General features: G+C 50.1%; 15 protein-coding genes. 8 read left to right on the top strand and 7 right to left on the bottom strand.

Annotated features, from left to right (window positions below):
• Nucleotides 1-40: 40 nt before the first annotated feature.
• From KNO90_RS13285 to KNO90_RS13300, 4 genes are all read right to left on the bottom strand, one after another.
• Nucleotides 41-865 carry an energy-coupling factor transporter transmembrane component T family protein gene (locus KNO90_RS13285; RefSeq protein WP_215113794.1) on the bottom strand — a complete coding sequence of 275 codons (825 nt, stop codon included), beginning with the start codon at nt 863-865 and terminating at the stop codon, nt 41-43.
• On the bottom strand, nt 856-2559 hold the full coding sequence (locus KNO90_RS13290; protein ID WP_215113795.1) for an ABC transporter ATP-binding protein: 1704 nt from the start codon (nt 2557-2559) through the stop codon (nt 856-858). The genes KNO90_RS13285 and KNO90_RS13290 overlap by 10 nt, the downstream gene beginning before the upstream one ends.
• A 61-nt stretch (nt 2560-2620) precedes the next feature.
• Complete coding sequence (locus KNO90_RS13295; protein ID WP_215113796.1) at nt 2621-3172, bottom strand: ECF-type riboflavin transporter substrate-binding protein; 552 nt, start codon at nt 3170-3172, stop codon at nt 2621-2623.
• Nucleotides 3173-3185: 13 nt separating this feature from the next.
• Nucleotides 3186-4025: an SAM hydrolase/SAM-dependent halogenase family protein gene (locus KNO90_RS13300; RefSeq protein WP_215113797.1), complete on the bottom strand. Its 840-nt coding sequence runs from the start codon at nt 4023-4025 to the stop codon at nt 3186-3188.
• Nucleotides 4026-4581: 556 nt separating this feature from the next.
• Here KNO90_RS13300 and KNO90_RS13305 point away from each other — a divergent pair.
• Nucleotides 4582-5928 carry an FAD-dependent oxidoreductase gene (locus KNO90_RS13305; protein ID WP_215113798.1) on the top strand — a complete coding sequence of 449 codons (1347 nt, stop codon included), beginning with the start codon at nt 4582-4584 and terminating at the stop codon, nt 5926-5928.
• A gap of 36 nt (nt 5929-5964) precedes the next feature.
• On the opposite strand, the gene KNO90_RS13310 is transcribed toward KNO90_RS13305, so the two are convergent.
• Entirely contained in the window at nt 5965-6147 is a 183-nt protein-coding gene (locus tag KNO90_RS13310; protein ID WP_074032578.1) for a PspC domain-containing protein, read from the bottom strand.
• Nucleotides 6148-6231: 84 nt separating this feature from the next.
• Nucleotides 6232-7164 (bottom strand): ABC transporter substrate-binding protein, encoded by a 933-nt coding sequence (locus KNO90_RS13315; protein WP_215113799.1) that lies wholly within the window; start codon nt 7162-7164, stop codon nt 6232-6234.
• Nucleotides 7165-7286: 122 nt separating this feature from the next.
• Between KNO90_RS13315 and KNO90_RS13320 the strand changes: the two genes are divergently transcribed.
• The 5 genes from KNO90_RS13320 to KNO90_RS13340 all read left to right on the top strand — a co-directional run bounded on the left by KNO90_RS13320 (nt 7287) and on the right by KNO90_RS13340 (nt 11264).
• Entirely contained in the window at nt 7287-8267 is a 981-nt protein-coding gene (locus KNO90_RS13320) for a FecCD family ABC transporter permease (RefSeq protein ID WP_215113800.1), read from the top strand.
• Nucleotides 8264-9310, top strand: a complete 1047-nt coding sequence (locus tag KNO90_RS13325; protein WP_215113801.1) for a FecCD family ABC transporter permease — start codon at nt 8264-8266, stop codon at nt 9308-9310. The genes KNO90_RS13320 and KNO90_RS13325 overlap by 4 nt, the downstream gene beginning before the upstream one ends.
• The gene (locus tag KNO90_RS13330) at nt 9307-10113 is read left to right on the top strand and encodes an ABC transporter ATP-binding protein (protein WP_215113802.1); all 807 of its coding nucleotides are present in this window, start codon (nt 9307-9309) and stop codon (nt 10111-10113) included. The genes KNO90_RS13325 and KNO90_RS13330 overlap by 4 nt, the downstream gene beginning before the upstream one ends.
• 95 nt (nt 10114-10208) lie before the next feature.
• Entirely contained in the window at nt 10209-10682 is a 474-nt protein-coding gene (locus KNO90_RS13335) for a hypothetical protein (RefSeq protein ID WP_214697041.1), read from the top strand.
• Between the two features lie 3 nt (nt 10683-10685).
• Nucleotides 10686-11264, top strand: coding sequence for an NADPH-dependent F420 reductase (locus KNO90_RS13340; protein WP_215113803.1), 579 nt, complete (start codon nt 10686-10688; stop codon nt 11262-11264).
• A gap of 37 nt (nt 11265-11301) precedes the next feature.
• Here KNO90_RS13340 and KNO90_RS13345 read toward each other — a convergent pair whose 3' ends face one another.
• Nucleotides 11302-11637 carry a TM2 domain-containing protein gene (locus KNO90_RS13345; RefSeq protein WP_215113804.1) on the bottom strand — a complete coding sequence of 112 codons (336 nt, stop codon included), beginning with the start codon at nt 11635-11637 and terminating at the stop codon, nt 11302-11304.
• A 104-nt stretch (nt 11638-11741) separates the two neighbouring features.
• On the opposite strand from KNO90_RS13345, the gene KNO90_RS13350 reads away from it, so the two are divergent.
• Both KNO90_RS13350 and KNO90_RS13355 read left to right on the top strand, forming a co-directional pair.
• Nucleotides 11742-11900, top strand: coding sequence for a hypothetical protein (locus KNO90_RS13350; RefSeq protein ID WP_015880595.1), 159 nt, complete (start codon nt 11742-11744; stop codon nt 11898-11900).
• Nucleotides 11897-12295: a hypothetical protein gene (locus KNO90_RS13355; RefSeq protein ID WP_214748815.1), complete on the top strand. Its 399-nt coding sequence runs from the start codon at nt 11897-11899 to the stop codon at nt 12293-12295. The genes KNO90_RS13350 and KNO90_RS13355 overlap by 4 nt, the downstream gene beginning before the upstream one ends.
• Nucleotides 12296-12317: the final 22 nt, after the last annotated feature.

The following is a 12317-nucleotide window of genomic DNA, read 5'->3' on the forward strand; positions in this document are numbered from 1 at the left end:
TTGTCATATTGGGAGCTAGGTGCCTGTTTTGCTTGTGTACTTAAAACGGATTATAGAAACGACTCCCATCATAGAAGGTCACGATGAACGAGAATACTGTCAACGAGAGGGCGATGCCGATGGCGATATAGTCGATTCGTGTCATCGCGCGTTGATTGTACCACGTCCGTTTTTTGTCGGCGCCGAACCCGCGTAAATCCATGGCGTTACTGACCGTCTCAATCCGTTCAAGACTCGTAAAGAGAAGCGGAATCAAGATTTGCAGACTGTGTCGGGCCCGTTTTAAGAGCGACCCTTGTGTCACCGCGACACCTCGGGCTGCTTGTGCGTCCGCAATGGTACGGAAATCTTGCTGGACATCAGGGATATAACGTAGCGCGAGCGAGACGGCGAATGCGACTTTATAGGGCACACCGATTCGATTCAAGGAAGACGCGAATTCGGTTGGATGCGTCGTGACGAGAAACAAGACGGCAATCGGGACAATCACGCTATATTTTAAAATGAGGTTGAACATATAGAACGCTTGCTCTGCTGTGAGGGTGAAGCGCCCAATTCCCTCGAATAACAGATGACGCGTCTCATAGATGGTGACACCTTGTTCCGGTTCAAACAAATAGACAGCAAGTGCATTCAGTAAGACAAAGATTGCGGTGAAGACAAGAACGAACCGAACTTCTTTGAATCGGATTTGTGATATCGAGAAGAGTCCGATGCTGAAAAGACCTAAGACGAGTAGAACCCGTGTGTCATACGTGAACATTGTGGCGGTCGTGAACAAGATGAAGCCGATTAATTTGGTCGTCCCCCTCAAGCGGTGGATGGGAGACGGTTTATCGATATAGCCGAGCATTTCTACTGCCATTGTTTCCGATCCTTTCGTTCAGCTCTGATCACAGCCGACAAGAGCGGTTTGACATCCACATCGAGATGTCGCGCGACTGTGAACAGAGACGTTTGTTTTAAATGGGCATGGTGCAACAAGTTTTCTTGAAGCAGGAGCGACAGCGGGTCACCCGCATAGCGAATGCGCCCTCCATGGAGCAGACAGACTTGATCACTGTATTCGAGAACGAGATGCATGTCATGCGTGATGATGAGAAGTGTCATCCCGTCCTGTTTCAGGGCCTCTAAGAAGTCCATGATTTCCGAGTAATGACGATAATCTTGACCAGCTGTCGGTTCATCCAGAATCAAGACATCGGGTTGGCGAACGAGGATGGAGGCAATCGTCACACGTTTCTTTTGTCCAAAGCTAAGTGCTTGGATTGGCCAATTACGAAACGGATAGAGACCACAGCGACGAAGCGTCTGTTCAAGACGCTCGGACTCCTCTTCATCACTCAATCCGAGCGCCTGCATTCCGTAACGCACTTCTTCATGGACCGTTTGTTTTGAAATCATATGGTTTGGATTTTGGAGGACAAAGCCGACCTTTTTTGCGCGATCGGCGATGGACTGATTCGTAATGTCCTCGCCATTCAATCGAATGGTGCCGGAACTGACACGCTTATAACCGCTCAACAGTTTGGCAAGCGTCGACTTTCCTGCTCCGTTTTGACCGACGAGTGTCGTCAGTGTCCCTTTTTCAAAGGTGGCATCAATGCGTTCGAGAACAGGCTGCTCTTGATGATAGTGGAACTGTACGTGTTCTAATTCGAGCAGTGGTGACGTTGGTTGATGAATGGTCACTGCTTCTTCTTCAAGTTTAGTCAAAATCGGTTCACGTTCGAAACGTGTGACAAACGTCTCGAGATCGCTTGGACGATCCTGTGGTTGAACGGCGATGTCCGCCCAGCGCGCAGCACTTACATACAAGGGTTCGCGTAAAAAGGCGTTCATCAAACTATCGTTACTCAAGATGGCATCCGGATGGTCGTCCGCGATGATGGTACCATCGACCATCACGATGATGCGGTCGAAAGGAATGGAGAGCACGTCTTCGATGCGATGTTCGACGACAATCAGCGTACGTCCCGTCTCTCGTTGCAACCGATCGAGCAAGGCCATCGCTTCACTACCGGCGACCGGGTCAAGATTGGCGAGCGGCTCATCAAATAATAGGACGTCTGCTTCCTCAACGAGGACACCTGCCAACGCGACCCGTTGTCGTTGACCGCCTGACAGCTCGTTCAATCGGGAATCGATGAGATGGTCGACATCGGTCAACTTTGCTACGCGCTCGACGATGTGTGACATTTCCGGCCGTGCGACCCGTTTGTTTTCCAGTGCGAACGCAATATCTTCCCCAACCGATAATCCGACGAACTGTGCGTCCGGGTCTTGAAGCACCGTTCCAATCTGTTTGGAACGGTCGAAGAGTGACAACTCACGTGCATCCATATCGTTGATCCGAACGTTGCCCTCCCACGTCCCGGGGTAAGAAAAAGGGATCAGTCCATTGATACATTGGGCCAGCGTACTTTTTCCAGACCCGGAAGGTCCGACGATGAGAACGCGTTCTCCTTCTTGAATCGATAAGTTGATTTGCCGTAGCGTTGGTTCGGACTGGCTACGGTAGGTGAATGAAAAATGATCAAACTCAATGATTGTCTTCAAACTCTTGACCTCCATACAAAAGGGCTGAAGTCATGTGTGACATGATGCCAGCCCATCGTCATTATGCTTCTCGTTTTAAACTTCCTGCCTGGCTTCGTGTTTTTGCGTAAGTGACAAGGAGTAATGTCCCGATGACACCGACTGTCAAAATATTCGAAGTGGCTGCCACAGCACCTTGTACGAACACTTTGTTCGCTGGTTCAGCGTAAATCAAGATATCAAGGACCGGTGCGATGACAATCCATCCGATGGCTTGTACGACAGCTTGAGTCACATTGAACAAAATGATTTTTTTAGTCGTCAAACCACCTTCCTCAAGACGAATGCGATTGGCGACGAGACCGATTCCGAGACCGACAAAACCTGAAACGATGACCCAGCTCCACCAAGGGGATCCATACAGAATCGCATCTTTCAGCGCGTGACCGATTAAACCGATCAATCCAGCTGTGATGGGACCGAATAAGACAGCCATAAACGCAAGAAATGCGTAGGCGGTTTCAATTGACGTGTTCGGCACACCTGTCGGGATAGCCGCAAAGCGACTGAGGATGATGAAAACGGCTGCGCCGATTCCTGTTGCGACGATTTGTTTCGTTGTGAATGAGTTCATGAATTTTTCCTCCTTAAATTTGTTGTAAGCGAACTTTCCAATCATTCCCGATACCGATATCAAAAGCGTGAGCAAAAGATCCTTGATTTAGAGCGATGGCGATTTGGTCGAGCGAGTTGATGTAGACGACTCCTGAACCGACTGGAACATCTGCGAACGAGCGACCGAACGATAAGGTTTGTTCGTAAACCGTACGTTCTCGGAACGAAATCGTGACAATGACACGATGACCGATATCAACGCCAGCCTGTCGGACGAGTTGAACCGGAATATTCGTCCAGACGTTCCCGAAACGGATATCTAAGATCTCGACAATCCCTTCAACCGCATCCTCATCACGTGTGGCGGGTGTCCGGTCAAGTAAGACGATTTCGTCAAGCGGGATGAGCGGTCCGACTTCCTCGAACGTGATGTCATGACTGGACAACCGCGCTCCTGTGAAGGCGAAAATGTCACGGCCATGGAACGTGTAGGATTCCCCCATGCGCGGTAGCCTGTGCGTTTTGTCATCCAACTCCCGAACTTCTGCAAGAAGCCCTGCTTGCCAAAGATGTGTCAACGTCCCGTTATCGGGAGTGATGACATATTGATTGGCATGCGTTCGTGCGACGACACTCTTTCGGTTCGAACCGACACCCGGGTCCACGACCGATACGAATACCGTCTGCTCGGTCCAGTAGGGGACGGTCTGAACGAGGCGATAGGAGGCCTCCCAAATATGAAACGGTGGGATGTCGTGTGTTAAATCAAAGATACGAATGCTAGGATTAATGCTGTGTGCTACACCGTACATCGCGCTGACTGCTCCATCACTTACTCCAAAATCTGATTGCAAAACCAATGCTTCCGTCATTTCCGTCTCCTCCTTCCGGGCGGACCCCATAAAAAAGACATCTCGCCCTCATTACGCAGGACGTGATGTCTGATCACGTGGTACCACCTTTGTTCGTGATCCGATTCGCATCGAATCACCTCAAGGAGTTCGAGACTCCGTGGAATGATATCGGTATCCGTCATACCGGTCGATTCTAATGGCGAGCGGACTCGCGTTCTTCCGACTGCTCCGGGACCATCTTTGAGTGTGAGATTCGCCTCATTTCCAGCAACAGAAGCTCTCTATACAATCTCGTTCACTCGCTCTTCCCATCTATGCATCTTTTATGAGAAATCTGAAAATTTAAATTTATCTTACATCCGACTGTAACCGTGTGCAAGTCTTTTTTTATAAGCGTCCGCATAATCTTTTCAAAAAGCCTGTTCAAACTTTAGACACTTTTACGTGAAATAGTGAGCATAGTCATTGAACCTTATATTGTGAAATAGTACACTAAGGTCAAGAAGTAAATGTGATATTTATCACAATGTGAAAACGAAACGTACTGTCTAACATAAAAGGAGAGACGACTCATATGAAAATCGCAGTCATCGGATGTACACACGCAGGAACAGCAGCAGTCAAAGGGTTACTCAATCGATACAATAATCTCGACATCACCGTTTACGAGCGGAACGACAACGTCAGCTTCCTCTCGTGTGGGATTGCGCTCCATGTCGGTGGGGTCGTCCAACGTGCAGAAGAATTATTCTACTCCTCTCCACGTGAGCTTGAAGAACTCGGAGCGACCATGCGCATGAAACATGATGTCTTGTCCATCGACGCCGAAGCGAAGACGGTCCACGCCAAAAATCTCGAGACCGGGGAAGACGTGCACGACACGTATGACCGCTTGATCGTCACGACGGGTTCATGGCCGATTGTCCCAACACTTCCAGGAATCGAAATGAATGGAATCGAACTCTGTAAAAACTATGCGCACGCACAACGCATCATCGAGCGCGCGACAGATGCGACGAAGATTGCCGTCATCGGGGCAGGTTATATCGGAGTCGAACTCGTCGAGGCGTTCGAAGCATACGGGAAACATGTTACATTCATCGATAGTGCCGACCGCATCTTGAACAAATACCTCGACAAGTCGTTCACAGATTCATTAGAAGCGGACATGACTAGTCGCGGAATCGACCTCGAACTCGGTCAGACGGTCGAAGCGTTCCGTGGTACAGAAGGAAACGTCACACATGTCGTGACAGACAAAGGCGAATTCGAGGCGGATCTCGTGATCCTCTGCGTCGGATTCCGTCCGAATACAGGACTCCTCGAAGGACAGGTCGATATGCTCGGGAACGGTGCCATCATCGTCGACGAATACATGCGCACGAGCAACCCGGACATCTTTGCGGCAGGGGACAGCTGTGCCGTCTACTACAACCCGGCACGCACACATGCCTACATCCCGCTTGCAACGAACGCTGTCCGTATGGGAACGCTCGTCGCGGAAAACATGATGCAACCACGTGTCCGCTACCAAGGGACACAAGGAACGTCAGGACTTCGACTCTATGACTGGAACATTGCGTCGTCTGGTCTGACGGAAGAAGCGGCATCCCTTTTCGGACTCGACGTAGAAAGTGTCGTCATCGAGGATGCATATCGTCCGGAGTTCATGCCGACCGCAGAGAAAGTCGAATTCAAACTCGTCTATGAGACAGGAACACATCGCATTGTCGGTGGACAAGTGTTATCAAAAGCGGATTTGACACAAGCGGTCAACACGCTCTCCCTCGCCATCCAAAACGAGATGACGGTCGAAGAGCTCGCGTACGTCGACTTCTTCTTCCAACCTCACTACAACAAGCCATGGCACTTCTTGAACAGCGGAGCGCTTGAAGCGATGAAAGATAAAGTGAATGCCTAACAAAAAAACGCGGAAGCTAACAGCTTTCGCGTTTTCTTATAGATAGCGAGGTGCATCTTTCATGGAATTCGTTAAGATCATATAAAGAAGGAAACTCCCAGGGAGAATCAAAAAGATGAGTCGAACTCCGATTGAAGAAATACCAAAGTATTCAGCAATCCCACCGCATACTCCAGACAGAGAGCGGTCCGTCGCGGACTTACGAAGTGTACGTTGCATAGCAAAGCTCCTTTTGAGTTGATATGTAAATTTTACCATATGAATGTATGAAAAAGCGCACCAATGCAATTGGCGCGCTACTGATTATTTCAAAATGTCGACGAGTTCATCGAGCACTTGGTTGGCAGACAAGACGCCACCCGACGTGTTCCAAATGTCATCACTGACTTCTGTCACTTCCCCTGCTTTGACAGCATCGAGGTCTTTCCACAACTGGTTCGATTGCCATTCTTCGGCTGTCTTCGACCCGTCGGCCCCACCATACGTGAAGTAGATAATATGGTCGCCAGCCATCTCTGGGATGCGTTCCATCGTGATTTCTTCAGCGAACTCGGTACGATCTTGCGAAGCTGGGCGTTTTACTCCGACATCTCCTAAGATGACACCCGAGAAGCTATCCGTGAAGTAAATGCGTGACGCACCAGGAAGGAAGCGGACGACCGAAAGTTCTTTGTTCACGGCGTCTCCGAGTTCAGCCTTTGTGTCTTCGACATGCTGATCGTAAGCTGCCAACACTTCGTTCCCTTCTTCTTCAAGGTTGAGTGCGTTCGCATAAAGGGCGAAGTTCTCTTGCCAATCACCTTTGAGCGTCTCGGACATGACCGTTGGTGCAATGGCGTTCAATTTGTCATAAATATTTTCTTGGCGCAGTTTCGTTCCGATGATGAGATCGGGTTTCAGTTTTGCGATGGCCTCTAAATTGACTTCGCTTTCTGTCCCGACTTCTGTGACGTCTGTCATCTCGGACTCAATGTGCGGGTACCACGGGTCGCCGTTCCATGATTTGACGGCTCCGACTGGTTTGACGTCGAGGGCGAGAAGGGCTTCTGTCCCTTCATTCGTCAAGACGACGACGCGTTCCGGATTTTCAGGTACGTCGGCCGTTCCCATTGCGTGCTCGATCGAGCGAGTCGCCGCATCTGAACTTGTATCGTTATCTGTATCGTCTGACCCACCGCAAGCGGCGAGGACGACAGTTAAGCAAAGCGTAAGTAACGCAAGCATCCACTTTTTCATTTAAAATTCTCCTCTATGTAAGTGATTTTCCTACATGACTATAAATGATAATGATTCTCACTGTCAACCCCTTTTTCTGGAACGTAATATTTGCTATGGTAGGAAAGGAAAGAAGTGAGAACATGAAAAAACCTTGGATCAAATTACTTTTCTTGATCATTTGTTTACCTATCTTAAGTTATATTTCATTGCGCGTTGGAGTGATCGCCGTCAGTCATGAAGATGTGATAATGTTCCAAACGGACGAGTCATCACAAGCGATGATTGCGTTGGCAGACAATCGTATCCCACGGACGGTCGTCGCGCTACTCGTCGGTAGCGTGCTCGGTCTCGCTGGGCTCATCTTTCAACTCGTGACCCGTAACCCACTCGCATCTCCTGATATTTTGGCGGTAAACGCCGGAGCGAGTCTGGCCATCGTGCTCGTGACGCTTTTTGGGTTCAGTAGTATCGCCTCGTTCACGACAGCCTCGCTCATCGGAGCGTTTATTGCCGGCGTGATTGTCTATCTACTGAGTGCGAATGGTGGGAACGTCATGTATATGACACTTGCTGGTGCATCGCTCGCTGCTCTATTCAGCTCATTCACTCAGTCGATTATCGCGTATGAGGAAGGCGCGCTCGATGAGGTACTGTTCTGGTTGACCGGATCGGTCGCTGGACGATCGCTCACGCTCGTCGAGACGTTGTTGCCATGGATGGTAGGGGCGGTCATTCTCGTTCTCTTGCTCAGTAAAGAGTTAGAGACGTTATCGCTCGGAGACCAGGTCGCCCGTTCACTCGGACAAAATGTCGGCATCATCAAGTTCGTCGCCGTGACGCTCGCCGTCGTGCTCTCCGCATTCGGGGTAGCACTTGCCGGACCAATCGCATTTGTTGGTCTGCTCGCTCCCCATTTGGCGAAATATCTATTCGGGACGGCCTTTTTCGCTCGTCTCGCCGGAAGTGCCCTCATCGGTAGCGTTCTGTTGCTTGCGGCTGATATTCTGGGACGCATCATCCTGTTCCCACGCGAAGTGACCGTTGGGGTCGTACTCGCCGTCATCGGTGGAGCATTCTTCATCTATCTCGTCAGTGTCAGACAAGGAGTCTTCAAATCATGAAAACCTATCGCTTTCGAAAAGGTCCTGTCTCGTTCACGCTCCGAAAGCGTGAAATCGAGTTGGCGCTTCTACTTGTCGTCGGATTGCTCGTGTCGATTTATTTCGGGCTCGCCATCGGTGACACATTCCTTAGTCCCGCCTCACTTGCTGCCCTGTTCATCGGAGCAGGGGATGCATTCGAGCAGCTCGTCGTCTTCGAGTTTCGGATGCCACGTGTGTTGATGGCAATCACTGCCGGCGCAAGTCTCGCCGTCAGCGGTCACTTGTTACAACTGACAATCAAAAACGAATTGGCATCCCCGGAGATTTTCGGGATTGTCGGAGGTGCAGGGGTTGCGACGGCCACGTTCTTCACCGTTTTCTCGGATGAGCGAACGAATCAGCTGTCAGTGCCGCTCGCCTATATCTCGATCGCTTCGTTCATTGGGGCGATCATTGTCGGCATGTTCCTCTTTTATTTATTAAAACGTGGGGTTCCACCCGTCCGTCTTGCCCTCGTCGGGATTGGGATCAGCATTTTCTCGCAAGGTCTCGTTCAGTTCATGATGCTCGCCTCGAACGTTTACCGAAAGAACGATATCCAACAATGGCTCACCGGTACCGTCTACGCCGCGACGTGGAATCAATTGAAGATTATGGTGCCGTTCGTCCTTCTCTTTTTGATGGCAGCCTTCTTGATTGAACGTCATGTTCGTCCGCTCCATATCAGTGAAGCGACAGCGACGAGCATCGGGGTACCAGTACGAGGAATTCAGCGTGGGACGTTGTTGCTTTCCTGTTTACTCGCAGGTATTGGTGTCGCCTTTGTCGGTGCAATCGGGTTTGTCGGGTTGATGGCACCTCATATCGCCCGACAAGGGTTGAAGCTCCCTTACATCTGGGCGACGCTACTTGTCGGGGCGACGATTGTCGTGTTGGCGGACGTACTTGCTCGGACGATTTTTTATCCGTATGAACTACGGACCGGCGTGATGACGGCCGTCATCGGAGCACCGTATTTCTTCTACTTACTTCGACGGATGATGAAAGGAAGCATGAGATGAACACATTTGATTTGAACCACGTAACCATCGGATATGAACAGAAGACGGTGCTCGAACAATTATCGTTCTCCATCCCACAGGGGAAAATCACCGTCCTTCTCGGCGCGAACGGCTGCGGGAAGTCAACGCTCCTCTCGACGCTTGCGAGACAGCGAGATGCACTGGGCGGAGAAATCGCATTTCGGAACAAACCGCTCGATTCGTATCGGGCGAAAGAGGCAGCTCGACTCATGGCATTCATGCCACAAGTGAACGTGGCACCGGATGGATTGACCGTCGAACAACTCGTCCGCTTCGGGCGTTATCCGTACCAGACGTTCTTCAAACGATATTCGGAAGACGATGAACGTGCGGTTGAGCGGGCACTCGCCTTCACGGATACAGTGTCGCTCCGTGACACGCTCGTTAGCAACCTTTCCGGTGGACAAAAGCAACGGGTATGGATCGCCTTGGCACTCGCCCAAGAGTCGGAGACGATTTTGCTCGATGAACCGACGACATACTTGGATATGTCGCACCAAATCGAGATTTTGGATTTAATGTATCGATTGAATCGGTTAGAAGGCAAAACCATCATCATGGTACTTCATGACCTCCATCTCGCTTGTCGCTATGCCGATCATGTCATCGCTCTCGCAGGTGGTAACGTGTATCGGGAAGGCAGTCCGAACGATGTCGTCGACGAGACGTTCATGAAAGACGTATTCGGTCTCAAGGTCGTCGTAACCGAAGACCCGCTATATGGGACACCACTCTGTGTACCGTATTCGCACTACGAGTTGAATGAGAAACGACCGATCTGAACCTAGTCTACGGACTAGGTTTTTTTACGGAAAAGCAGGGAAAAAGAGTAGGGTAAGTGCACGTCATGTTATCTACCTTAAAGGAGGAATTTTTCATGGCTAAAAAGGAAAAACAACCGTATCACATCGTCACGTTCACGTTCCCAGAAGAGGCGATTTCGTATCAGGCGTTCAGTAAACTGAAAAAGTACCATTCGGATGGGCTTGTCGGTTTTGAACAATTGGTCGTCATCAAGCGTGAAGAAAACGGGGCGTTCTCGTTTGAAGATGCGGCGCAGCTAGCACCCGTCAACAAGTCGACGAAAGGTGCGCTCATCGGGATGGCGGTTGGAATCCTCGGTGGACCGTTCGGAATTTTATTCGGAACACTCACAGGTGGTCTTATCGGCGGCACGAAAGACGTGAAGCATATGCAAGGTATTCAAGATACATTCAAACGGACGGTCGGTAACATCGAACCCGGTCAGACCGGCGTCATGGCCATCGGGGAAGAATTCGACCCATCGATTTTAGACGGGCTCGCAGAAGAGTATGGAGGAACGGTCACACGGACAGACGAGGAGTTGTGAGATATGAAACTCGGAATCTTAGGTGCCGGGAAAGTCGGGCGCACGCTTGGGGAGCAATTCGAACAGGCCGGTTATGAGGTGCTGTACGGGACACGGACTGAGCGGGAAGGGATGTTGACGTTACAAGAAGTCGCCTCAGCAAGCGATGCCCTTCTGCTATGTACACCATTTGCTGCAGCGGTCGACCTGCTGCCGACACTTGATGGACTGAATGGGAAAGTGTTGATTGATGTGACGAATCCGATTGCCATCGAGTTTAACGAAGTCGAGCGACCGGACGGGGTGTCGGGTGCGGAGTATTTGCAGCGGCTCGTTCCCGATACGAAAGTCGTCAAAGCGTTCAACCAGACGGGCGTCGAGAATTTAGGTAATCCGGATGGTTCTGTCATGTTTGTCGCAGGAGATGATGAAGAAGCGGTGCGGCTTGTCGTCGAGTTATCGAACAAGATTGGCTTCGATACGCATCCGCTCCATGGGTTGAAGCTTGCCCGTGAACTAGAAGGATTGGCGTGGCTATGGATTCACTATGCAGTGAAAGAACGAAAGACACGGGACTTTGCATTCTACTTAAAAGAACGGTGAAAAACGATCGGGGCGAAATGCCTCGATCGTCTTTTGATTAGAATCCTGTGTAGCGGTCAGAGCGTGTTTGCAGTAGCTCGATTGTCTCACGTTCGATTTGTTCGACTTCACGCTGTTGCCAACTCGGCATGAGGAACGCATCGACGAGAGCCCAGATCCCTGTGATGATGGCACCGAAACCGAGCGTCAAGACGACGAGGAGGACCATCGCAATTCCTGACCCAATCTTTTTGAAATAAAAGCGATGTGCACCGAGTGCACCGAGGAAAAACCAAAGTAAGTACGCGACGAGTAAGCTGCGCTTGCGCTTCTCGACTTCGCTGTTGACGAGCTGCATTTCTTCCGTCGTCAAATCCATGCGTGATACATTCATCGGATTTCAACTCCCTATCCATAATTGTTATAATAAGTTCGGACTCTAGTATATCGGAAAATGGATTTGTTTCCATGATTTCCTAAAAAGAAAAGAGGTTTGCTATGCTTTTTCCGATTTTGACGTTCATCGTCGCGTTTGTTCACGTCGTCGGTGGGGCGATTGCACTGTATCAGTATCCACAATATAAACGAATGGCCATCAGTGCCATCGTACTCGGATTCGTCTACGGTGGGTTGACTGTAGCTGTGATCGGGTTATGAAGTGGGGGGCAAATGGACCACTTCGTTCGCGTCTTCACATGCAGAGTGGCTATCAGTTGGGGACATATCTATTTTTAGGTCTCATCATCTTTGATTTACTTTTAGGTGACGTTCCGAGAATCTCATTTGCGATGTATGCCTTGTTCTTTTACTTTTGGCAACGGGAACGTGTCGAGAAAGAAGACAAGGCGTTAGCCGAAAAGATGAAGCAGCGGTCGAACGAGTGGACAATCACACTCGTCATCTTGCTTTGCTTCGTAGGCTATGCCGTCTCGCTCGGTTTACAAGAACCTTCTATTTCATTGCTCGAGCTGAGCATCTACGGCTTCTCGACAATCTTTTGTATCCGGGCGTTGACATTGATTTATGCGATGCACCAAGAACAGCTCGACTAAAAACCATCCCTTCGCGTGAGAA

Source organism: Exiguobacterium sp. s63, assembly GCF_018617335.1.
GTDB lineage: Bacteria > Bacillota > Bacilli > Exiguobacteriales > Exiguobacteriaceae > Exiguobacterium.